General features: G+C 64.2%; 23 protein-coding genes. 8 read left to right on the top strand and 15 right to left on the bottom strand.

The genetic code is table 11. The features are described 5' to 3' along the window. Positions 1-74: 74 nt before the first annotated feature. Positions 75-629, bottom strand: a complete 555-nt coding sequence (locus tag AC1RMD_RS16295; RefSeq protein WP_492927721.1) for a cytochrome b — start codon at positions 627-629, stop codon at positions 75-77. A gap of 344 nt (positions 630-973) precedes the next feature. Between AC1RMD_RS16295 and AC1RMD_RS16290 the strand changes: the two genes are divergently transcribed. Next, a complete protein-coding gene (locus tag AC1RMD_RS16290; RefSeq protein ID WP_492927720.1) occupies positions 974-1,225 on the top strand; it encodes a hypothetical protein in 252 nt (83 codons plus the stop codon). A gap of 94 nt (positions 1,226-1,319) precedes the next feature. Here AC1RMD_RS16290 and AC1RMD_RS16285 read toward each other — a convergent pair whose 3' ends face one another. The 11 genes from AC1RMD_RS16285 to AC1RMD_RS16235 form a co-directional block, all read right to left on the bottom strand. After that, entirely contained in the window at positions 1,320-2,447 is a 1,128-nt protein-coding gene (locus tag AC1RMD_RS16285) for a hypothetical protein (RefSeq protein ID WP_492927719.1), read from the bottom strand. Positions 2,448-2,453: 6 nt separating this feature from the next. After that, positions 2,454-4,748 (bottom strand): hypothetical protein, encoded by a 2,295-nt coding sequence (locus tag AC1RMD_RS16280; RefSeq protein WP_492927718.1) that lies wholly within the window; start codon positions 4,746-4,748, stop codon positions 2,454-2,456. A 125-nt stretch (positions 4,749-4,873) separates the two neighbouring features. Next, positions 4,874-5,833 (bottom strand): M48 family metallopeptidase, encoded by a 960-nt coding sequence (locus AC1RMD_RS16275; protein WP_492927941.1) that lies wholly within the window; start codon positions 5,831-5,833, stop codon positions 4,874-4,876. 5 nt (positions 5,834-5,838) lie between these two features. After that, on the bottom strand, positions 5,839-6,531 hold the full coding sequence (locus AC1RMD_RS16270) for a lysophospholipid acyltransferase family protein (RefSeq protein WP_492927940.1): 693 nt from the start codon (positions 6,529-6,531) through the stop codon (positions 5,839-5,841). A 66-nt stretch (positions 6,532-6,597) separates the two neighbouring features. Further along, positions 6,598-7,164, bottom strand: coding sequence for a D-glycero-beta-D-manno-heptose 1,7-bisphosphate 7-phosphatase (gmhB, locus tag AC1RMD_RS16265; protein WP_492927717.1), 567 nt, complete (start codon positions 7,162-7,164; stop codon positions 6,598-6,600). Positions 7,165-7,179: 15 nt separating this feature from the next. Continuing rightward, positions 7,180-9,288 carry a glycine--tRNA ligase subunit beta gene (glyS, locus tag AC1RMD_RS16260; protein ID WP_492927716.1) on the bottom strand — a complete coding sequence of 703 codons (2,109 nt, stop codon included), beginning with the start codon at positions 9,286-9,288 and terminating at the stop codon, positions 7,180-7,182. Between the two features lie 15 nt (positions 9,289-9,303). Further along, positions 9,304-10,224, bottom strand: a complete 921-nt coding sequence (gene glyQ / locus AC1RMD_RS16255; RefSeq protein ID WP_492927715.1) for a glycine--tRNA ligase subunit alpha — start codon at positions 10,222-10,224, stop codon at positions 9,304-9,306. A gap of 91 nt (positions 10,225-10,315) precedes the next feature. After that, positions 10,316-11,887: an apolipoprotein N-acyltransferase gene (gene lnt / locus AC1RMD_RS16250; protein ID WP_492927714.1), complete on the bottom strand. Its 1,572-nt coding sequence runs from the start codon at positions 11,885-11,887 to the stop codon at positions 10,316-10,318. Continuing rightward, positions 11,887-12,771, bottom strand: a complete 885-nt coding sequence (locus AC1RMD_RS16245) for a CorC family transporter (RefSeq protein ID WP_492927713.1) — start codon at positions 12,769-12,771, stop codon at positions 11,887-11,889. The genes lnt and AC1RMD_RS16245 overlap by 1 nt, the downstream gene beginning before the upstream one ends. Before the next feature lie 89 nt (positions 12,772-12,860). Next, entirely contained in the window at positions 12,861-13,325 is a 465-nt protein-coding gene (gene ybeY, locus AC1RMD_RS16240; protein ID WP_492927712.1) for an rRNA maturation RNase YbeY, read from the bottom strand. Then, positions 13,309-14,388 (bottom strand): PhoH family protein, encoded by a 1,080-nt coding sequence (locus AC1RMD_RS16235; RefSeq protein ID WP_492927711.1) that lies wholly within the window; start codon positions 14,386-14,388, stop codon positions 13,309-13,311. The genes ybeY and AC1RMD_RS16235 overlap by 17 nt, the downstream gene beginning before the upstream one ends. A 150-nt stretch (positions 14,389-14,538) precedes the next feature. Between AC1RMD_RS16235 and AC1RMD_RS16230 the strand changes: the two genes are divergently transcribed. Continuing rightward, positions 14,539-14,877, top strand: a complete 339-nt coding sequence (locus AC1RMD_RS16230) for a hypothetical protein (RefSeq protein ID WP_492927710.1) — start codon at positions 14,539-14,541, stop codon at positions 14,875-14,877. Positions 14,878-15,199: 322 nt separating this feature from the next. Further along, positions 15,200-15,532 carry a hypothetical protein gene (locus tag AC1RMD_RS16225; RefSeq protein WP_008451968.1) on the top strand — a complete coding sequence of 111 codons (333 nt, stop codon included), beginning with the start codon at positions 15,200-15,202 and terminating at the stop codon, positions 15,530-15,532. A gap of 65 nt (positions 15,533-15,597) precedes the next feature. Here the strand turns inward: AC1RMD_RS16225 and AC1RMD_RS16220 are convergent, their stop codons facing one another. Both AC1RMD_RS16220 and AC1RMD_RS16215 read right to left on the bottom strand, forming a co-directional pair. Next, entirely contained in the window at positions 15,598-16,443 is an 846-nt protein-coding gene (locus AC1RMD_RS16220; RefSeq protein ID WP_492927709.1) for an HDOD domain-containing protein, read from the bottom strand. Then, positions 16,436-16,783, bottom strand: a complete 348-nt coding sequence (locus AC1RMD_RS16215; protein WP_492927708.1) for a hypothetical protein — start codon at positions 16,781-16,783, stop codon at positions 16,436-16,438. The genes AC1RMD_RS16220 and AC1RMD_RS16215 overlap by 8 nt, the downstream gene beginning before the upstream one ends. Positions 16,784-16,951: 168 nt before the next feature. Here AC1RMD_RS16215 and AC1RMD_RS16210 point away from each other — a divergent pair, with 168 nt between their 5' ends. The 3 genes from AC1RMD_RS16210 to AC1RMD_RS16200 are packed head-to-tail and all read left to right on the top strand — an operon-like array spanning position 16,952 to position 19,149. After that, a complete protein-coding gene (locus AC1RMD_RS16210) occupies positions 16,952-18,535 on the top strand; it encodes a sensor histidine kinase (protein WP_492927707.1) in 1,584 nt (527 codons plus the stop codon). Positions 18,536-18,545: 10 nt separating this feature from the next. After that, a complete protein-coding gene (locus tag AC1RMD_RS16205; protein WP_492927706.1) occupies positions 18,546-18,950 on the top strand; it encodes a DUF3224 domain-containing protein in 405 nt (134 codons plus the stop codon). Between the two features lie 28 nt (positions 18,951-18,978). Next, a complete protein-coding gene (locus tag AC1RMD_RS16200) occupies positions 18,979-19,149 on the top strand; it encodes a hypothetical protein (RefSeq protein ID WP_492927705.1) in 171 nt (56 codons plus the stop codon). Between the two features lie 12 nt (positions 19,150-19,161). Here the strand turns inward: AC1RMD_RS16200 and AC1RMD_RS16195 are convergent, their stop codons facing one another. Further along, positions 19,162-19,518, bottom strand: coding sequence for a PEP-CTERM sorting domain-containing protein (locus AC1RMD_RS16195; protein WP_492927704.1), 357 nt, complete (start codon positions 19,516-19,518; stop codon positions 19,162-19,164). Between the two features lie 256 nt (positions 19,519-19,774). Between AC1RMD_RS16195 and AC1RMD_RS16190 the strand changes: the two genes are divergently transcribed. Together AC1RMD_RS16190 and AC1RMD_RS16185 are read left to right on the top strand one after the other, a co-directional pair. Further along, entirely contained in the window at positions 19,775-20,644 is an 870-nt protein-coding gene (locus AC1RMD_RS16190) for a ChaN family lipoprotein (protein ID WP_492927703.1), read from the top strand. Between the two features lie 4 nt (positions 20,645-20,648). Further along, complete coding sequence (locus tag AC1RMD_RS16185; RefSeq protein WP_492927702.1) at positions 20,649-20,969, top strand: thioredoxin family protein; 321 nt, start codon at positions 20,649-20,651, stop codon at positions 20,967-20,969. Positions 20,970-20,975: the final 6 nt, after the last annotated feature.

The raw sequence follows: 20,975 nt of genomic DNA, 5'->3' as shown, positions 1-20,975 counted from the left end.
ATCACGATAAATTCCATGCGGCAACTTTTAATATCGAATGAGAGATATTTGCGATACGGATAACTGTCTTGCTTTTATGTCGATTCCGGCGGACGGCCCAGCATGCGCTTCAGCGTGGCGTCCTGGTCGACCAGGTGGTGCTTGAATGCGGCGGCGGCGTGCAGCACGATCAGCGTGAGCAGCAGGTAGCCCAGGTAGCCGTGCATGGTCTGGCCGAGGTCGGACCAGTGCGCGCTGAACGGCACGGCCTGGCCGGCGCTGTAGCGGCTGGGGAAGAGCTGCCAGTCGAAGACGCCGAAGCCGTGGCCGCTGGCGCCGGAGTAGAGCATGCCGGTCAGCGGCAGCACCACAGTCAGGATCAGCAGCACCACGTGCGCCGCCACGGCGGTCACATGCTCCAGCCGCGACACTGGCCGCACCGGTTGTGGCAGGCCATTGCGCCAGCGCCAGGCCAGCCGCGCCAGGATCGCCACGAACACCAGCAGGCCGATCGATTTGTGGATGTCGTACAGATGCCAGGATTCCGTCTCGACCATGTAGATGCCGAGCGCGATCAGGCCGATGATGCTGGTCGCCACCAGCCAATGCAGGATGATGGTGGTGCGGCTGAATTTTTGTGTGGTGTCCATCGCGACAAGGTACGTTGCGGTTATGGAAACGTCAACTGATTTTGGTCGGGCGCCATACCACTTGACTAATGGGCACGGTTTTATTGCATTTGGAAGGATGCCAGTTGGACGAAGCGTAAATGTGGTATTGGCAAAATCAGGCGCAAGTTTGATGTCGCTGCAATCAGTGCAAAGTAAAGTCCGCATACTAATCTATCGGCATTGCTTGGCATGCCTTGCATACCGACAGAACAACTTCTAAGCTACGAGCACGCGATTATGCAAGTTCTTCGATATTCGCCTGATCAGGCTGCGGACATAAGAATGGCTAAGTTGTATTGGGCCGACTGGAAGCGGAGGCAAATATGAGCGTTTTTTTTGCAAGTGTCTCTCATCACGAGTGCGAAATTCTAGAGCTGCGCGCTGACCGAGAGCTGGCAATTGAATACTTGAAGATTGCTATGCAGGCACTAGGAAATCCCGATGAATGTACTGCTGCTTCACGTATGTTGCAGGCGTTGACCGAGGCATATGGGGGACTGGAATCATTGCGGCTGGATGCCGGTATCAACGGTTCTGATTGGAAGTGTGCAACGGCGGTGCTCAGTTCCAAATAGCGTCCAGGGTAACAGCACCGGCAACTCTTGCGCGCGCTTGCGATTGCGTCCGCCCACCAGCAGGCGCAGCGTGATGTCCGCGCTCAGGCAGCCGTCAGAAGAGCATATGCAAGGCTGTCTCCAGGCTGAACGCGCGCGCCTCGCTGAACGGCAAGCTGTCGGTGCGTACGCGCAGGCGGAGCGGGCCCTGTTCGTATCCCAGTCCTACCATGTTGAAACGTGTGTCGTAGCTGGCGCTGAAGGTTCCCCACTGGCTGGCATAGCTGCCGATGGCTTCCGGTATGGTGGTGCCGGCGATGCGCTGCGCACCGATCCGCAGCCCCCATTGCTGGTGGCGGTAGGTGAGGTTCAGCGCGGTACTGGCGCCGATGGCGCCGGTGTGCTCGATCAAGCTGTTCTGGCCGGCGATCTGCGGCTTGTAGTTGAGGTAGCCGTCGCGGTCGACCGTACGCACGTCGGACGCGATGCGTTGCGTCTTCGACGGCAAATTGCTCCAGCGCATGCGGCTCCACAAGTCGTTGACCGCCAGGTTGGCGGTCAGCTGGCTGTTCAGCGGCCATTGCAGTGCGGCCGAGATGCTGGCGCCCGATGATTTTTGCGTGGCCTCCGGCATGAACGGATAGCTGTAGTCCGTATGCGAGTTCGCATACGTGCCGTCGATCCGGTAGGCGGTCTCGGGCTTGTAGCTCACCTTGCCGGACGCGCTGCTGTCGTGATTGCGGGCGTGCCCGTACACGGCGGCCGACACCATCAGCAAGGGATTGCCCGCACTGAAGTCGGGCAGGACGAAGGTGCGGCCCACGCGCGCGCCCGCCGCCGCCCATTGTTTCGAATGGGCGGACACCGCGAAATCGAGCGCCTTGTCGGGCGTCCTGCGGCTTTGATAGAGATGGTACAGGTCCACCGTGTCGCGGTTCGTCTGCAGCGACACTTCCAGCCGGTATTCCGCGCCGATGCGCCAGCCGTTCTTCTCCACGCCGAACTCCACGCGGTCCCGCTGCAGGAAGACGTTGCGGTCGTTGCGCGGGGCGTAGCTATTACCCCAGTCGCGGCCAAGTTCGCGGATCGGCACCGCGTCGTAGGCCGCCCAGGCCTGCGCCTTGGCATACGGTTGCCAGGCGGCGCTGGGGGCGTGCAGGGCGATGTCGCTGTCGGCGACGGCCGTTTGCGCCGCGGCGCCGCCCGCCGCAAGCAGGCCGGCCAGTAAGGAAATCAAACGCATGATGGATCAGTTCAGTGTCTCGAAGCTGCCGTCGACGTAGTTGATCATCCCGGTGCTGGTGTTGATCAGCGCTGTCTTGCTGCCGTTCTTGTAGACGTCGATGTAGCTGGCGCCGTCCACCAGCGTGACCGTGACGCCGGTGGCGCTGGCGAGACGGACCGCTCTTGGCAGCGAGTTGTTGCCGTCGAACGTGATGACGCTGGCGCCGTCGTTGTAGGTGCCATTGTATTCGGCCGCCTTGTAGCCGGTGGTGCGGGCGGCAAACGTGACGGCCAGCGCGGGACGGCTGACGATCTTCAGCTTGCCTTTGAACGTTGCGTTGGCAAGCACGAAATTGGTCGCCGACAGCGGTGCCGCGCTGTCGTAGTTCTTGTAGTTCGACACTTCGGCCGTGATGACGCCGTTGAAGTTTTCCGAGCGGCTATTGGTGAAGCTGCCGGTGAACTGTACGTAGTTGGGCAGGTCGCCGTTGCCGTGTTTGTCGGTATCGAATTTGCTCAGGGACAGGGTGCCGCTGATGGTGCTGTTGGCGGTTGCGGCGACGATACCCAGCTTGGCTTCGATGACGCGGTAGCTGTCGCCCATGGTGGCGGCCCGGACGAAGGAGGTGTCGGCAAGCTTGACGGTGCCGAGCTCCGCGCCGTTCTTGACCGCGCTGATGGAGCCGGAGAGTGCATAGTTGTTGACGCCTCCTGCTTCCGCCGTGGTGGCGGTTTTGACCCGCCAGGTTTCGAAGTCGCTGAGCACAATGCCGCCGGCGTCGGTGCGCGCGGGCAAGGTGCCTTCAATCAGCGCGGTGGCGACGGTGTTGCCGTTCATCGTATAGGCGATGGCGCCGCTTGCCGCGCTGCCGACCGGCGTCGGGTTACTCAAGGTGCGGATGTTGTAGGGGCCGTACCGGTCCTTTTGATATTCCTGTGCGAAGCGCAGCGTGCGCGCGGTGTAGGCGAAGTTGCTGCCGGCCGCAGGCGTCAGGGTGATGCGTCGGCCGATCATGGCGCGGGTGTACAGGCCGCTGGATGCCGCGTTGCGCTCCGATCCTACGACGATCCTGCCGTTCAGCGTGCAGGAAACGCTCTTCGGCGTGACGGACGACACGTCCTTGCCGCTCATGGCGACGGTCGCGGCCGCATCCTTGTAGAGCGCGCACGAAGCCAGCCCCGACGCTGCCGTGCTGTCGCTGACGCTGAGGGCCGTGGATCGTTTCTGGACAAAGTCGTTGTAGAGCTCGATGCCGCGAGCGGAGACGACGACCCAGTCGGCCAGGCTCTGGTCCAGCGGCGATACGGCGCTGTCGAAATCGGCCTTCAGCGCGTCCAGGCTCTTGCTCAGGCCGCCGCCGTCCTTGCTGGCGTCGGACCAGGCTTGCAGGTTGGTGCGCAAACTGGCGAACAGGGTTTTCGTGGCGTCCACCGGACTGGCCGGCGTCGGCGTTGGGGTATTGATGGCCACGTCGGCGAACAGCCTTTGGCCATCCAGCGTTTTCAGTGTGGTCTTGTTGACGGTGGGGTCGTTGGCCACCGCGGTCAGCGCGGCGAGCAGGCCGGCCTTGGCGCCGCCGCCGATGCTGACGGCGCCATCTTTCATCTTTGCAGTGCCGGTGGTTGCGTTCACCGCGCATTTGACCTTCTCCCCCGGCGTGCCGGCGCAGCCCATGCCGCCGGCATGGGCGATTTGCGAGATCGCCGCCAACGCGAGGGACTGCAATTTTTCCGACGTATCGGTGGTGTTGGCTGCGGCGTCGCTATTGGCGTTGAGCGGCTTGGTCGTCAGCGGATTGAAGCCGAGGATCTTGGTGACTTCGGTCTGCGCCGATGCCACGTTGGCCGTGGTCAGGCTGTTGGCCGTGCCGGCGCTCATCGCCGCGGTCACCAGCATGTCGGTGAACGGCGTAACATGGCCGGTCGCGTTGTGGTTGCCGCCGTCGAGTTGGACCAGGCTGCGCATCGTCATCGTGGCGGGCATGCTGATCGTGCCGCTGTACTCGTCTTCCATGGTGGTGCTTGGGTCGGCGCTCACTTCCACGGTGAACAAGCCGCTGCGGTTGCCCAGGTTGAACGAATAGCTGCCATCGGTTTTGGAGGTGCGGCCGGTGGCGACCGGCGCCGCCGAGCGGTTGCCGGCGGCATCGTAGGCATACACGCCGACGATACCGTCCTTGATCAGGCCTTTGGCGGCCACGCCGCTGATGGTGTGAGCGCCCGCCAGACCGGCATCAGGAGTGGAGGTGTTGCCGCCACCTCCACCACCGCAGGCGGCCAGGGTGGAAGTCAGTGCGCAGGCGAGGGTGAGTTTTGTCAAATTCATTGCAATAGTTAAATAATAGTTTTCTCACTATCAATTATAACATATGCAACTTGTTGTCCTGAGTAAATTAATTTATCGGCAGGCTTGCTGAAATGGCAGCCGGCCAGGCCGGCCGAATGCTAGGGAAACAGCACCGGCAGCTCCTGCGCGCGCTTGCGCAGCAGGTTCTTGGCTTCCTCGTATTCGGGATAGATCAGGCCCACCGTGTTCCAGAACTGCGCGCTGTGGTTCATCTCCAGGATGTGCGACAGTTCGTGCGCGATCACGTAGTCGATCAACGGCTGCGAGAAGTGGATCAGCTTCCAGTTCAGGCGGATCTTGCGGTCCACCGTGCAGGAACCCCAGCGCGTGCCGGCCGAGGACAGGCCGAACGAGTGATAGCGCACCCCCAGCCGCTCCGCAAACACGTCCAGCCGCTGCTCGAACAGCAGCTTGGCTTCCTGCTGGTACCAGGACTTGACCCGCTCCTTGAGCAACGTCTCGGTGGCGCCGGGCACCAGCACCATCGACAGCTCGCGCGTGGCCGGGTTGTAGCTGCTGCGATTGCGTCCGCCCACCAGCAGGCGCAGCGTGATGTCGGCGCCCAGGTAGGGCAGCTGCGCGCCATCCACCCATTCCACCGGCGGCTTCTCCAGGCGCGCGGCGCGGCGTTCGCGGCGTTCTTTCAGTTTGCTCAGTATCCAGTGCTGCTTGGTGCGGATGGCGTTGTCGATCTCGGCGATGCTGATGCGCTTGGGCGCCGTCACGCGCAGGCCCTCGTCGTCGATCATGAAGCCGATCGAGCGGCGGGTCGAACGGCGCAGCGAATATTCGAGCACGAAGTCGCCCACCATCAGCTGGCGCTTGGGCAGCTGGTCGGACGGCGGCGGCGTCTGCGCGCGCGGCTTGACCGGCACGGCGGTCTGCGGCGGCGCCACGTAGGGCGAAACGGGAGTAGGGGTATTCGAGGCGGGAGCGGTCGGAATCGACCATACCGGTGCGGTGTACACCGGCTTGAGAGACGACTGCGCCTCCCGTCCGAACAGGTCCAGTTGGCTGGCGTCGTCTTTCGGCGACGCCGGCTTTACCAGCGTGGCCAGATCATCTAGCCAGCGTTGTAGGCGTGGGGCGAAATGACGCGCATTTCTGACTCTATCCAATTTTCCACCTGTTGCATCATGCCGTCCGGGGTTAGTCCTTCCGGAGAAATCGGTTTGCCTATCGATACTGTAACAAGCCCTGGGCGTTTGATGAAAGAATTTTTTGGCCAGCACTCGCCGGAGTTGTGCGCGATCGGCACCACCACCGCGCCGGTCTCGATCGCCAGCCGGGTGCCGCCGCTCTTGTACTTGCCCGCCTTGCCGACCGGGATGCGGGTCCCTTCCGGGAACATGATAATCCATTGGCCGTCGGCCAGGCGGCGCTTGCCGTGGCGGACCACTTCCGCGAAGGCGTTCTTGCCCTGCTTGCGGTCGATCGGGATCATGCGCAGCAGCGCCATCGCCCAGCCGAAGAAGGGAATGTACAGGATCTCCTTCTTGAACACGAACACCAGCGGGCGCGGCATGTTAGGCAGCAGGAAGATGGTCTCCCATGCCGACTGGTGCTTCGACAGCACGATGGCCGGCGCGTCCGGGAAGTTCTCGGCGCCCTTGACTTGGTAGCGGATGCCGCAGATCACCTTGAGGCACCAGATCATGAAGACGTTCCAGCGTCCGGTGATGTAGAAGCGCTGGTTGTACGGCAGCGGCGCGGCCAGCAGGCACACGCAGGCCCAGACGATGGTCGATACCACCATGACGATGGTGAAAATCAGGGAACGCAGAAACAAGACGGGATGACCCAATGCAGACTCCAAAACTGTTTAGCTAACGACGTGCAGCGCCGGCGGGGCGCTGGTTTTCAGCAGGTGATTGACCATCGCGGCCAGGTCGGCGAAAACCATGGTGCCGGGTGGCAGGCCACCGGTGGCCTGGGTTTTCTCGCCCTTGCCGGTCAGGACCAGGTACGGCACGCAGCCGCTGACATAGCCGGCCTGCAGGTCGCGCAGCGAATCGCCGACGGTCGGCACGCCTTTCAGGCTGATTTTATAGCGCTGCGAGATTTCCGTGAACATGCCCGGCTTCGGCTTGCGGCAATCGCAGCTGTCGGCCGCGGCGTGCGGGCAGAAGAAGATGGCGTCGATGCTGGCGCCCACTTGCTGCGCCAGGCTGTGCATCTTCTGGTGGATCGCGTTCAGGATGGTCATGTCGAAGAACTCGCGGGCGATGCCCGACTGGTTCGACGCCACGACCACGCGATAACCCGCCTGGTTCAGGCGGGCGATCGCTTCGAGCGAGCCGGGGACCGGGATCCACTCGGCCGGCGACTTGATGAAGTCCGGCGAATCGTGGTTGATGACGCCGTCGCGATCGAGAATGATCAGTTTCATGGACGGCCCACCCATTTAGGCCGCCAGCTTCGAAATGTCGGCCACGCGATTCATCATGCCGTGCAGCGACGACAGCAGGGCCAGGCGGTTGTTGCGCAGGGCGACATCCTCGGCCATCACCATCACGTCGTTGAAGAAGGCGTCGACTTCCTCGCGCAGCTGCGCCAGCGTTTTGAGCGTGGCGGCGAAGTCGCCCTGGTTGAAGGCGGCGTCGATTTCCGGCAGCACGCGCACCACGGCGGCGTGCAGGTTCTTCTCGGCGGCGTCCTGCAGCAGCGCGGCGTTGACGCCGCTGTTGCCGGCGGCGGCCAGCGCCTCTTCGTTCTTCTTCAGGATGTTGGTGATGCGCTTGTTGGCGGCGGCCAGCGAGGCCGATTCCGGCAGCGCGGCGAAGGCCTGCACGGCCTCCAGGCGCTGCACGATGTCGTCCAGGCGGTCCGGGTTCTGGGCCACCACCGCTTCGATTTCGTTCGGCGAGAAGCCGCGCTCGCGCAAAATGCCGCGCAGGCGGTCGATCATGAAGGTGTAGACGTCGGCGCTCGGGTCCTTGAAGCCGGCCACGGAGGCGAACAGCTGCGCGGCGTGCGACAGCAGGCCGGAGACAGCCAGCGGCAGGCGCTTCTCGATCAGCATGCGCAGCACGCCCAGCGCGTGGCGGCGCAGCGCGAACGGATCCTTGTCGCCGGTCGGCGCCAGGCCGATGGCCCAGATGCCGACCAGGGTTTCCAGCTTGTCGGCCAGCGCCACGGCGGTGCCGGTGACGGTGGACGGCAAGGCGTCGCCGGCGAAGCGCGGCTGGTAGTGCTCGGACGCGGCCAGCGCCACATCTTCCGGCTCGCCGTCGTTGCGGGCGTAGTAGGTGCCCATGATGCCTTGCAGCTCAGGGAACTCGCCGACCATCTCGGTGACCAGGTCGGCCTTCGACAGCTTGGCGGCGCGGGCGGCCAGGGCGGCGTCGCCGCCGATAGCACCGGCGATGAACGCGGCCAGCGCGGCCACGCGTTCGCCGCGTGCGGCCTGCGTGCCCAGCTTGTTGTGGTAGACGATTTTTTCCAGCAGCGGCAGGCGCGATTCCAGCGTTTTCTTCTTGTCCTGCTCGAAGAAGAACTTGGCGTCGGACAGGCGCGGGCGCACCACGCGCTCGTTGCCGTCGATGATGGCGGTCGGCGTGTCGGTGGCGATGTTGGAGACGATCAGGAAGCGCGAACGCAGCTTGCCGTTGGCGTCGGTCAGCGCGAAGTATTTCTGGTTGGTCTGCATGGTCAGGATCAGGCATTCCTGCGGCACGGCCAGGAACTCTTCCTCGAACTTGCACTCGTAGACCACCGGCCATTCGACCAGCGCGGCCACTTCGTCCAGCAGCGCTTCAGGCATCAGCACCTGGTCGGCGCCGGCCTTGGCCAGCAGCTCGGCGCGGATTTTCTCTTTGCGTTCTTCGACGCCGGCCAGTACCTTGCCTTCGCTCGCCAGGGTGGCGGCGTAGCTGTCGGCGTTGGCGATGGTGATCATGCGCTGGCCCGGCGCGGTCAGGAAGCGGTGGCCTTCGCTGACGTTGGACGCGGTCAGGCCGAGCAGGGTCAACGGCAGCACGGTGGCGCCATGCAGGGCGATCAGGCTGTGCGCCGGACGCACGAACTGCACGGTGGCGCCGTCGGGACGCTGGTAGCTCATCACCTTGGGAATCGGCAGCTTGGCGACCGATTCTTCCAGCGCCGTTTGCAGACCCGCTTGCAGCGCGCTGCCGGCAGCGGTGTAGGTGTAGAAGAAGCTTTCGGCCTTGCCGTCCTGCGCGCGTTCCAGCTCGGCCACGGTCAGGTCGGGGAAACCCAGCGCGGCCAGTTTCTTGGCCAGCGGCGGCGTGCCGTTGCCGGCGGCGTCCAGCGCCACCGACACCGGCAGCACTTTTTCGCGGATCGCCTTGTCCGGCGAGGTGGCGCGCACCTTGGTGATGGAGACGGTCAGGCGGCGCGGCGAGGCGTACGGGGTGGCGACGCTGTCGGCTTCCAGGAAGTCGCGCGATTTCAGGCCGTTGACGATGCCGTCCGCGAAAGCCTTGCCCAGTTTGGCGAGCGCCTTCGGCGGCAGTTCTTCGGTCAGCAGTTCGATGAGCAGAGTTTGAGTCATATTATTTATATCGTTTTATTCGGCGGCGACGGCGGTCGCCAAGGCGATGGCCATAGGGAAGCCCAGGCGTTCACGCGAATCGTAGTAGGCTTGCGCGACCAGGCGCGACAGGGTGCGCACGCGGCCGATGTAGGCGGCGCGTTCGGTCACGGAAATGGCGCCGCGCGCGTCCAGCAGGTTGAAGCTGTGCGAAGCCTTCATGATCTGCTCATACGCAGGCAGGGTCAGTTGCAGCTCGATCAGGCGCTTGGCTTCCGATTCGTGGTTGTTGAACTGGGCGAACAGCAACTCGGTGTTCGAGTGCTCGAAGTTGTAGGCCGACTGCTCCACTTCGTTCTGGTGGAACACGTCGCCGTACTTCAGCGTCTTGGTTACACCGTTCTCTTCCCAGCTGGTCCACACCAGGTCGTACATATTCTCGACGCCCTGCAGGTACATCGCCAGGCGTTCGATGCCGTAGGTGATCTCGCCCAGCACCGGCTTGCAATCGAGGCCGCCGACTTGCTGGAAGTAGGTGAACTGCGTCACTTCCATGCCGTTCAGCCAGACTTCCCAACCCAGGCCCCAGGCGCCCAGGGTCGGCGATTCCCAGTCGTCCTCGACGAAGCGGACGTCGTTCTGCTTCAGGTCCAGGCCCAGCGCTTCCAGCGAACCGAGGTACAGGTCCAGGATGTTTTCCGGAGCCGGCTTCATCACCACCTGGTACTGGTAGTAGTGCTGGCCGCGGTTGGGATTCTCGCCGTAGCGGCCGTCCTTCGGGCGGCGCGATGGCTGCACGTAGGCCGCGCGCCAAGGCTCCGGGCCGATCGCGCGCAGGAAGGTGCCGGTGTGGAAGGTGCCGGCGCCGACTTCCATGTCGTAGGGCTGGAGCAGGGCGCAGCCTTGCTTGTCCCAGTAGGTTTGCAAGGTCAGGATAATTTGTTGAAATGTCAGCATCTTGTGTGGTCGGTGGCGCAGCCCGTGGGCGCGCGGTTGCAGTTGCGCTAAAGCGGCAATTTTAGCGGGTTTTACTGGGAGCCTGTAGAGATTAAGCGGCTTTGGGCTGGTTTTTTGCGCGCCTGGCCCCAAACCATGCGCCCGCCAGCGACAGCGCGGCCAGCGCCAGGAACAGCTTGTTCCCCCACAGGATGTACGGGGTGCTGCCGCCCATGCCCTGCACCGAGGCCGCCAGCGCGCCAAAGGTGTTGACGGGCAGCTGCTGGACCACCTTGCCTTCGCCATTGATGATGGCGGTGGCGCCGGTGTTGGTCGCCCGCAGCATCGGGCGGCCGGTCTCCAGCGTGCGCATCTGCGAGATCTGCAAATGCTGGGGAATGGCGATGGTGTCGCCAAACCAGGCCAGGTTCGAGACATTGAGCAGCATGGTGGCCGCTTTCTGGCCCTGCGCCGGGTTGTTCAACTGGTCGGCGATCTCTTCGCCGAACAAGTCTTCGTAGCAGATGTTCGGCAGCACGCGCTGGTCCTTGATGGTGAACGAGGGCTGGATGTCGCGGCCGCTGGTCTGGTCGCCCAGCGGAATCGACATCAGGTTGACGAACCAGCGGAAGCCGAACGGAATGAATTCGCCATACGGCACCAGGTGGTGCTTGTCGTAGCGGTAATAGCTGGAACCCAGGCGCGACGGGATGCCGATCACGCTGTTGAAGTAGGCGGTCTGGCTGTCGGCCAGCGGGATGCCCAGGATCAGGTTGCTGTTGGTCTTGTTGAGGAATTGGGCGATGCCGGGCAAATAATCCGGCGGCAGCTGCTGCGGCAGCATGACGATGGCCGTCTCCGGCGTGGCGATCAGGTCGGCCGGGGCGGCCGTGATGGCGTCCTGGTACAGCTTGAGCGCCGACATCACGCGCGAACCGTTGAATTTTTCGTCTTGCGGGATATTCCCTTGCAGCAGGCGCACCGAGATCGGCTTGCCTTCCGGGTAGGTCCAATGCAAGAAGCCCAGGGCGACGCCGGCCACCGGGATGGCGACGATCAGGCCGGCCGCGCGCAGGCGGGTGCGGTGCGCCAGCAACAGCAGGGCGCCGGCGATCACCGCCGCCAGCCAGCCGAGGCCGTACATGCCGATCACCGGCGCAAAGCCGGCCAGCGGGCTGTGGTTGTGGGCGTAGCCGGCCGACAGCCATGGGAAGCCGGTGAACAGCCATCCCCGTATCCATTCGAACAGCGCCCACATGGCCGGCAGCACCAGCAGGTTGGCGGCCGGCAGCGGCAGCGCCCAGCGCTTGCGCAGCCAGGCCGCGCCGGCCATCGCCAGCGCCACGTAGAAGCCCATGCCCCAGGCCAGCAGCAGCACGGCGGCGGCGGCCAGCGGCGCCGCCATGGCGCCGTAGGTGTGCAGGGAAACGTAGAGCCAGTGGGTGCCGGCGGCGGTCCAGCCGAAGCCGAAGGCCCAGCCGATCAGGCCGGCGGCCTTGACGTCGCTGCTGCGCAGCACCTGGTAGAACAAGGTCGCCAGGCCGAGGAGCTCCAGCGGCCACCAGCCGAACGGCGCGAAGGCGAACACGCACAACGCGCCGGCCACGGCGGTGATGGCCATGCGGCCACGGGTGGAGCGTTGCGGCTTGGGTGGAGCGTTCGGATCGGCGCGGCGAAAACGCATTATGCGTCGTCGCCGGCGTCGTCGGCGGCCGGCAGTTTCTCCACCAGCAGCACGTGGATCTGGCGGGCGTCGGCGCGCAGCACTTCGAAGCGCAAGCCTTCCATGTCGAACACGTCGCCCTTGTGCGGCATGCGCGCCAGGTGCTTGGCGACCAGGCCGCCGATGGTGTCGACGTCGTCGTCCGGCAGCGCGGTGTCGAGTTCCTCGTTGAACTGTTCGATCTCGGTCAGCGCCTTGATGCGCCAGCGCGGGCCGTGCACGCCCTCCTTGATCGACAGGATGTTGTCCTCTTCCTCGTCGAAATCGTATTCGTCCTCGATGTCGCCGACGATCTGCTCGAGCACGTCCTCGATGGTGATCAGGCCGGCCACGCCGCTGTATTCATCGACCACGATCGCCATGTGATTGTGGTTGGCGCGGAAGTCGCGCAGCAGCACATTCAGGCGTTTCGATTCGGGGATGAAGATGGCGGGGCGCAGCATGTCGCGCACGTCGAACGATTCTTCAGCGTAGTAGCGCAGCAGGTCTTTCGCCAGCAGGATGCCGATCACCTTGTCGCGCTCGCCTTCGATGGCGGGGAAGCGCGAGTGGGCGGTGGCCAGCACTTGCGGCATCCATTCCTCGATCGGCTTGGAGATGTCGATGACATCCATCTGCGAGCGGGGAATCATGATGTCGCGGGCGGACAGATCCGACACCTGGAACACGCCTTCGATCATCGACAGGGCGTCGGCGTCGATCAGGTTGCGCTCGTGGGCGTCATGCAGAACTTCGAGCAGTTCCGCGCGGTTCTCTGGCTCGGGGGATATCAGTGCGGTCAGGCGTTCAAACAGTGACCGATGGGGTTTGGCGTCATTCTTGACGCCACTAGAGTGCTCTTGCATAGGAGGCGTGAGCCGTTGTTACGAAGGGGTATAGGATACACCAAATGGGGAGGTGGAGCCGTTTTTGTCAAAAAGACAGCTCCGTCCGCTCAGTCGGCGTAGGGATCGGCGTAGCCGAGGCCGGCCAGGATGTCGGTTTCGATGCCTTCCATCTCGGCCGCTTCCTCGTCGTCCATGTGGTCGTAGCCTTGCGCGTGCAGCACGCCGTGGACGATCAGGTGGGCGGCGTGTTCTTCCACGGTTTTCTTCTGCTCGGCCGCTTCCCGCTCCAGCACGTCGGTGCAGAGGATGATGTCGGCCTGGGTCGGCGCGTCGTCGGGTAATTCTTCGCCGTCGTTGTAGGCGAAGGTCAGCACGTTGGTGGCGTAGTCCTTGTCGCGGTAGTCGCGGTTCAGGGTGCGGCCTTCCTCGGCGTCGACGAAGCGTATCGTCAGCTCGGCCGGCGCGAACAGCGCGGCCTGCACCCAGCGGCGGATCTTCGGCCGGGTGATGCTTGCCTGCAGGCGGGCGTCGGGATATTGCACCGACAGCGTCAGTTTATTTTTTGCGGACATTTTTGAGGGCGGTGGCTTTGAGGAGGGGAGCGATTTCCGCTTCGTGGTTGTGCGCCGTCTCGTAGGCGTCGACGATGCGCGCCACCAGCGGGTGGCGCACCACGTCCTCGCTGTTGAAGTGGCTGAAGGCGATGCCGCGCACATCCTTCAACACCTGGACCGCGTCGACCAGGCCGCTCTTCTGGCTCTTGTGCAGGTCGACCTGGGTGACGTCGCCGGTGATCACGGCCTTGCTGCCGAAGCCGATGCGGGTCAGGAACATCTTCATCTGCTCGACGGTGGTGTTCTGCGCCTCGTCCAGGATGACGAAGGCGTGGTTCAGGGTGCGCCCGCGCATATAGGCCAGCGGCGCGATCTCGATCACCTGCTTCTCGAACATTTTCTGCGTGCGGTCAAAGCCCAGCAGGTCGTACAGCGCGTCGTACAGCGGACGCAGGTAGGGATCGACCTTTTGCGCCAGGTCGCCCGGCAGGAAGCCCAGGCGCTCGCCCGCTTCGACCGCGGGGCGGGTCAGGATGATGCGCTTGACGGCGTCGCGCTCCAGCGCGTCGACCGCGCAGGCCACCGCCAGGTAAGTTTTGCCGGTGCCGGCCGGGCCGACGCCGAAGCTGATGTCGTGCTCCAGGATGTTGCGCAGGTAGCGGATCTGGTGCGGCGTGCGGCCGCGCAGGTCGGCGCGGCGGGTCTTGAGGATGGGGCTGTTGATGTCGGGCTCGACGAACGGCGCCTCGACCGCGCGCGGTAGGTCCGGCGCCGAGGCGGCGGCGATGGCGGCGTTGGCCACCGCCAGGCCGGCGCGCTGCTCGACCAGCGCCAGTTGCACTTCCTCGATCGGCACGATCTTGTTGGCGATCGCGTAGAACTGTTCCAGGATCTGCACCGCCCGTTCGGCGTTGTGGCCGCTGACGATGAACTTCTCGCCGCGCCGGAAGATGGTGACGTCGAGCGCGGCGGAAATCTGCCGCAGGTTTTCGTCGAGGGGGCCGCACAGATGGGCCAGACGCGCGTTATCGAGCGGTTCCGGAACAAAGTAGTGCGGCTGGACTGGGGTTTTGGTTTTCAATGGGATGCTTTATGAGAGAGGCCGGCAGTGCCGGCACAGGCGATAGTTTAACGTAATTCGGCGCCGCCAGATGCGATAGAGCTTGATTTCAGGCAGCCGGGCTTCTACATTGGAAGAGTAGCCTGTCGGCAATTTCTATTGGAGGGTTTCATGGCGGCGAATGTGATTTCGTCCTCGCGCATCAGCACCCCGCTCGACAGCGTGCAGGCGGCCAACCAGCGCGCAACCCGCGCCCACCGCGAGCAGCAGCGCGCCCAGCAGGCGAGCTCGGCCGAGAGCGTCGAGCGCGAACAGCGCAGCAACGGCGCCGAACGCGCGGTGCAGACCCGGGTGGAAAAGAATAGCGACACCCAGCGCAGCCGCGCCCAGTCCAACGACGACGCCACCGCGCTGCAGCGCCGCGCCGCCCAGGCCGCCGACAAACACGCCCAACAGGATCGCCGCCAGAGCGAGAAAACCCTGGGCCGCCACATCGACACCAGCGCCTGATTGAGCCCCGCCTGAGCCCCGCCCCCGCCTGTAAAGACGAACTTGCTTTGTGTAACAGTTTCCTACAAGTTCTTGCGTGCGACACCCTCCAGCCCCATGTGATGAAATAGCATAGTTGCTAAGGTTTCTAGCCAGCGATTGATGTCGAACAATCTTCGCTCGACGGAAAGCGGCAGGAACAGGCCCTTTTGAGCATAGAATAATCTTGTACGAAAGGCAATCAGCCGGGGCCCGGCGGAGCCGGAAAACTTAGGCCAAGGAATCTAAGTTGTCCTTAAGTTCAGGCCTGCACACTTCATTCACCCAACCAACGAGGAATATCATGGCACACCACGCACTCGCTTCCCAGGAAAGCTACAATCCCAACCATCTGCTGGACATCTTGCTCGGCAAGATGCAGCTGAAAAACGACGCCGCGCTGTCGCGCCTGCTGGAAGTCGCGCCGCCGGTCATCAGCAAGATCCGCCACCACCGCTTGCCGGTCGGCGCCTCGCTGCTGATCCGCATGCACGAAGTGACCGGCATGAGCATCCGCGACCTGCGCGACCTGATGGGCGACCGCCGCACCAAGTACCGCCTGTCCGACGCCCAGGGCCGTCCGAAGCCAGAAGAGCGTACTGAAAAGGCCGAGGCCGGAAACTACGCGCGTCACTAATGCGCCCGCACGTCTGCACCTGCCGTCGCCGGGCTTGACTTGAAGCCGGCCGGCAGGGTGCACGCTCAGCTCAGCAGCACCATCGAAATTTCTTCATATTGCAGTTCCGTCTCGCGGAACAGTTGCAGATAGATTTCCTCATCGAGGCCCAGCGCAGTCCAGGCCACGGTGGACAAGGGCGGGACCAGATCGTCCTGCATCTGCGCCAGATCGAGCGCATGCACGATGGCGTCGGCCACATGAATGATGGCGGCCAGGAACCCTGCGCCCGGCGCTTCCGGGTCGTGATGGCCGCCGATCGCCAGCCGCATCGTATCGGAAAAATTCCAGTGCTCAGCCAGGGCCAGCCCGGCGTCGACATGATCGACGCCCAGCACGGTACGCTCGGCGTCCAGCAGATAACAATCGTGGGCGTCGCGGTAGGCCAGGGTTTCCGAGTACTGATTCGGGAAGCAGGACACCAGCACCAGCCGGCCGATATCGTGCAGCAGGCCGGCCGTGAAGGCGTAGTCCTGGTTGAAGCGCATCTGCCGCGCCAGCACCTTGGCGCAGGCGGCGGTGGCGATCGAGTGGCGCCAGAAGGCCTTGTGGTCGAAACCGGGGCAATGGCCCTCGGCGAAGCAGCCGGTGACGGCGGCCGCCGTGATCAGGTTGCGCGTGGTCTGGAAGCCCAGGTAGGTGATCGCCTGCTGGATGGTGGTGACCTTGACCTGCAGCCCGTACAGCGAGGAGTTGGCCAGCCGTAGCGTCTTGGCCGTCAGCGCCTGGTCGTAGGAGACTTTCTTGGCCAGCACGGAGATGTCGATATCGTCCTGGTCTATGCTGTTGAGCAGCTCCATCACCACCGCCGGCAGCGAGGGCAGGTCGTCCAGCGTGCGGACGACGTCGTCGTAACTGAGGGTATTACTCATGCTCGGGGGTCTCCGGTAAGCCCAGGCGGAAGTCCGACACGAAGCGGCGCAGCAGCGCGGTGGCCCAGTCGCTGTCGCTGTCGGCGTCGTTTTTGCGGAACAGGTGGGCGATGCGCGCCGCGTGGTGCTCCAGCGTCGCCTGCGCCACTTCCGGCGACACTTCGTCTTTCAGGATGGGCAGGATGGCGATGCCGTGGCGCGGCATCAGCGTCAGCATGGCCTCGGTCAGCACCGTGCCCTGCGGCAGCAGCACGTGGCCCTGCACGTCCAGCAGCACGTCCGACAGGACCATGCCCGGCCGTACCTCCGCCAGCGTCAGTTGATGATAATTGCCTGTCATGATGCCCTCCCGGTTTGCCACCTCGTCTACATTGCCCGATCTTACCATTGCGGGCGAGCAAAGTCTGCCGCGGCGGCGTGACGATGGGGGCCACATCTTGCCAAGTCGCATGTCATACCGTACATTGGGACGTTGCCGTCAATTCCATCACTGCACGGAGGTTGGTCGATGTTTGGTATCCAAGGCCGCTTGACGCTGCTTTTCGTGGTCATCGTGACCCTGGTGTTGGGCATTTCCGGCACCTACGCCCAGTACAGTCTCGGCCACGAGCTGGAAGTGAGCAGCCAGCGGCTGCGCCAGGGCGTGCTGACCCGCTTGCAGACCAGCCTGCCGTCGGCGCTGTGGGACCTGGACAAGGCCAAGGTCGACAACATCGTCGCCGCCGAGATGCTGCCGCCCGAGCTGGTGTCGATCCGCGTCTACGACACCTCGGTCGGCCTGTTCTCCGGCAAGCTGCGCAATGAAAACGGCAGCGTCAGCTCGATCGAGAACGACGCCGCCGTCGGCGGTTCGCCGGTGGTGGCCGACCTGGCCTACCGCGATTCCGGCGCCGCCGGCGCCTCGCTCAAGCCGGTCATCGTCGGCCGCGTGGTGGTCAACTTCAGCCGCGCGCAGATCGACGCCACGCTGGCGGCCGAAGTGCGGCGCAAGGTCACCGAGGTGCTGCTGCTGGACCTGATCCTGGTGGCGGCGCTGGCGCTGTCGCTGCGCATCGTGTTCGATCCGCTCAAGCGGCTGCGCGACGGCCTGTTCGACCTGGCCACGCGCGGCAGCGACGAGGTGGAGGAGTTGCCCGACAGCCGGCACGACGAGCTCGGCGAGGTGATCCGCGGCTTCAACGCCATCCAGCGCAAGGTCAAATCGAATATCCAGCGCATCCGCGAGGCCGAGGACGAGGCCCGCAAATCGGCCCAGACCACCGCCAAGGCGCTCGACGACCTGCGCCGCACGCAGGAATCGCTGCTGCAGGCCGAGCGGCTGGCCTCGCTGGGCGGGCTGGTGGCCGGCGTCGCGCACGAGATCAACACCCCGGTCGGCATCGCGCTGACCAGCGCCTCGGTGCTGATGGAGGCGACCGAGAAGGTGCACCAGTCTGTCGCCAGCGGCAATATCAAGAAATCCGACATCATGCGCTACCTGGAGACGGCGGCCGAGAGTACCCGCCTGATCATGAACAACGCCTACCGCGCGGCCCACCTGATCCACAGCTTCAAGCAGATCGCGGTCGACCAGGTCAGCGAGGCGCGCCGCCGCTTCGAGCTGCGCGACTACATCAACGAGGTGGTGTCGAGCCTGCAACCGAAGCTGAAGAAGACCCGCATCACCGTCAGCATCGCCTGCCCGCCGGACATCATGCTCGATAGCTACCCCGGCGCGCTGGCCCAGGTCATCACCAATCTGACGCTCAACTGCGTCGAGCACGCCTTCGACGCGGGCGACGAGGGCCACATCACCATCGGCGTGGCGCAGAAGGCCGACTGGATCGAGATGCAGGTGGTGGACGACGGCAAGGGCATCCCGCCGGACATGCTGGACAAGGTGTTCGACCCCTTCGTCACCACCCGCCGCGGGCAGGGCGGCACCGGGCTCGGCCTCAATATCGTGTTCAACTTGATCGCCAAGCAGTTTGGCGGCACCATTACCGTTTCCAGCATCCTGGGGCAGGGCGCCAGCTTCGTGCTGCGCATGCCGTGCGTGACGCCGGTCGACGAAGCGGCCGCGCTGCAAGCGGATGCCCGTCTCCACACTTGAAAGGCCAGCAATGCCCAATATCAGCGGTGAATTCAACGTCAAGATGGCGCCCGAAACCATGTCGCCGGTGGCGGCCGACAGCGGCATCGGCCGCATGTCGCTGGACAAGCGCTACCACGGCGCGCTGGACGCCGCCGGCGCCGGCGAGATGCTGGCCTATATGGATCGCGAACTGGGTTCCGGCGCCTACGTGGCGATGGAAAAAGTGACGGGGACGCTGGCGGGGCGACGCGGCAGCTTCCTGCTGCACCACAGCGGCACCATGGAGCGCGGCACGGCCGGCCTGAAGGTGGCGGTGGTGGCCGATTCCGGCAGCGGCGAGCTGACCGGCCTCAGCGGAACGTTGCACATCCGCATAGAGGGCGGCAAGCACTACTATGACTTCGACTATACGCTCGGTGACGCCGTTGCTTAAGCGTCCGGCGCCACGCTAGGATGCCGCCATGGACAAGGACACACTCAAGGGTTTGGCGATTTTGATCGGCGTGGCGCTGGCGCTGGCGATCTTTGCGGTACTGGGCACCGAGAACGGCGTGCAGAAACTTTCCTGCGTCGGCCGCGCCATCCTGCATGGCGTGGCGATCACCAACATCCACGGGGTGTGCGGCCTGTAGCGGCGGCCAGGCTTACTCGGTAAATTTATCCGAGGCGCCGCGGCGGCGCGAGGAAAAGCCCAGAATGACCAGTCCCAGCATCAGCATGACGAAGGTTTGCGGTTCCGGCACTTCGGCCACCGGGTCGATGGCTTGCTGGTTTTCCGGAGCGTTGTTGACCAGCGCCTCAGGATCGCGATCCGAGGCGGTCTTTTCCGCGGGCACGGCGCCATCGATGCCGCACGGCGTGGCGCTGTGGGCATCGCATTGGGCCAGTACGATTGCTGCGGTTGCAACTTTGCTGTTGTCTGGGCTGGCGGCCTGAGCCTGAGCGGCTCCGGCCATTCCCAGGGCCAGCAATAATATCGTTATAAAATTCAACTTCTTCACAGTGCTCTCCTGACTATGCTGCACAAGCAGGACGTTAAGCCTACATTAAAACATATTCTTTAAGCTAAGATTGGTCGTGGCTCCAACCGTGCTCTACAGATTCACATTAAACCATATTTAATAACATATTGCCATCTGTATTTTTCTCGGAGCAATCAATTCGTGCGGCGCAACAACGGTTGTTGCTTGCGGGCCAGTGGCGCAGATGATTTCAACTTCACAACAAATAATTCGATTGCAGAGGATGCGGGCACAGATGATTTCCACATATGGCGGCAAACTGGGGTTGACTTTGGTCGCTGCGGCGCTGGCTGTGCTGGCCGGCTGCGCCAGCGGCGGCAAGGGCGCCGTTGGCGTCGCCACGGCGGCCGCGCCGGCGCCGGATGGACCCAATCCGCAGGTGCTGCTGCTGGGCGAGGTGCATGACAACGCCGCCGGCCACAAGCTGCGCTACGAGCTGCTGCGCCAGCGGGTCGAGGCCGGCTGGCGCCCGGCCATCGTCATGGAGCAGTTCGACCGCGAACACCAGGACGTGTTGAGCAAGGCCCAGAAAGGTTGCCTGGACGCCCAGTGCGTGATCCGCGTGGTCGGCGCCGGCCGCTGGAACTGGCAACTGTATTACCCGGTGATCCAGCTGGCGCTGACCTACCAGTTGCCGCTGGTCGCCGGCAATCTGTCGCGCGCCGACGCCGCGCGCGTGGTGCGCGACGGCATCGCCGCCAGCTTCGACCCGCAAAGCGTGCGCGACTACCACCTCGACCAGCCGCTGCCGGCCGACGTGCGCGGCGCCCAGTACCAGGAAATCACCGCCGGCCACTGCAATATGCTGCCGGAGATGATGGTCGACGGCATGATCAACGCCCAGGTGTCGCGCGACATCTGGATGGCCAAGATCGTGCGCGACCAGCGGCCGCGCGACGTCGTGCTGATCGCCGGCAACGGCCACGTGCGCAAGGACGTCGGCGTGGCGCGCTGGATCAACCAACTGGCGCCGGCGCTGACGGTGCGCAGCGAAGGCTATGTCGAAGGCGCCGACGGCGCCGGCCGCTACGACGCGGTCTACAGCGTGGCGCCGCAGTCCCGACCCGACCCGTGCGCCGAGCTCAAAGCCAAAACCAAATCCTGACGCCATGGAAAAAATCTACCTGCCCACCGCGCCCGAGCGCGCCACCGTCGACGCCCTGGCCGGCGCCACCCTGCTGGAGTTCGGCGCCAACTGGTGCGGCCACTGCATGGCCGCGCAGGCGCCGCTGGCGCAAGCCTTCGTCGGCCACGACGGCGTGCGCCACTACAAGGTCGAGGACGGCCCCGGCCGCGCGCTGGGCCGTTCCTACCGCGTCAAGCTGTGGCCGACGCTGATCTTCCTGCGCGACGGCCTGGAAGTGGCGCGCCTGGTGCGGCCGCTGACGGCCGACCAGATCGGCGTTGCCTTTGCGCAAATCGATACCTAGCGAGCA

Source organism: Duganella sp. GW822-FHT06D06, assembly GCF_058799615.1.
This window is presented reverse-complemented; position numbering and strand designations above follow the sequence as displayed.

Excerpts from the sequence above, each read along its gene's own strand:
- ybeY (WP_492927712.1), bottom strand. The coding sequence starts at position 13,325 with ATGTCCGCAAAAAATAAACTGACGCTGTCGGTGCAATATCCCGACGCC.
- AC1RMD_RS16205 (WP_492927706.1), top strand. The coding sequence starts at position 18,546 with ATGCCCAATATCAGCGGTGAATTCAACGTCAAGATGGCGCCCGAAACC.
- AC1RMD_RS16230 (WP_492927710.1), top strand. The coding sequence starts at position 14,539 with ATGGCGGCGAATGTGATTTCGTCCTCGCGCATCAGCACCCCGCTCGAC.
- AC1RMD_RS16295 (WP_492927721.1), bottom strand. The coding sequence starts at position 629 with ATGGACACCACACAAAAATTCAGCCGCACCACCATCATCCTGCATTGG.
- glyQ (WP_492927715.1), bottom strand. The coding sequence starts at position 10,224 with ATGCTGACATTTCAACAAATTATCCTGACCTTGCAAACCTACTGGGAC.
- AC1RMD_RS16285 (WP_492927719.1), bottom strand. The coding sequence starts at position 2,447 with ATGCGTTTGATTTCCTTACTGGCCGGCCTGCTTGCGGCGGGCGGCGCC.
- AC1RMD_RS16220 (WP_492927709.1), bottom strand. The coding sequence starts at position 16,443 with ATGAGTAATACCCTCAGTTACGACGACGTCGTCCGCACGCTGGACGAC.
- AC1RMD_RS16215 (WP_492927708.1), bottom strand. The coding sequence starts at position 16,783 with ATGACAGGCAATTATCATCAACTGACGCTGGCGGAGGTACGGCCGGGC.
- AC1RMD_RS16270 (WP_492927940.1), bottom strand. The coding sequence starts at position 6,531 with ATGGTGGTATCGACCATCGTCTGGGCCTGCGTGTGCCTGCTGGCCGCG.
- AC1RMD_RS16245 (WP_492927713.1), bottom strand. The coding sequence starts at position 12,771 with ATGCAAGAGCACTCTAGTGGCGTCAAGAATGACGCCAAACCCCATCGG.
- glyS (WP_492927716.1), bottom strand. The coding sequence starts at position 9,288 with ATGACTCAAACTCTGCTCATCGAACTGCTGACCGAAGAACTGCCGCCG.
- AC1RMD_RS16185 (WP_492927702.1), top strand. The coding sequence starts at position 20,649 with ATGGAAAAAATCTACCTGCCCACCGCGCCCGAGCGCGCCACCGTCGAC.
- lnt (WP_492927714.1), bottom strand. The coding sequence starts at position 11,887 with ATGCGTTTTCGCCGCGCCGATCCGAACGCTCCACCCAAGCCGCAACGC.
- AC1RMD_RS16200 (WP_492927705.1), top strand. The coding sequence starts at position 18,979 with ATGGACAAGGACACACTCAAGGGTTTGGCGATTTTGATCGGCGTGGCG.
- gmhB (WP_492927717.1), bottom strand. The coding sequence starts at position 7,164 with ATGAAACTGATCATTCTCGATCGCGACGGCGTCATCAACCACGATTCG.
- AC1RMD_RS16210 (WP_492927707.1), top strand. The coding sequence starts at position 16,952 with ATGTTTGGTATCCAAGGCCGCTTGACGCTGCTTTTCGTGGTCATCGTG.
- AC1RMD_RS16290 (WP_492927720.1), top strand. The coding sequence starts at position 974 with ATGAGCGTTTTTTTTGCAAGTGTCTCTCATCACGAGTGCGAAATTCTA.
- AC1RMD_RS16225 (WP_008451968.1), top strand. The coding sequence starts at position 15,200 with ATGGCACACCACGCACTCGCTTCCCAGGAAAGCTACAATCCCAACCAT.
- AC1RMD_RS16190 (WP_492927703.1), top strand. The coding sequence starts at position 19,775 with ATGATTTCCACATATGGCGGCAAACTGGGGTTGACTTTGGTCGCTGCG.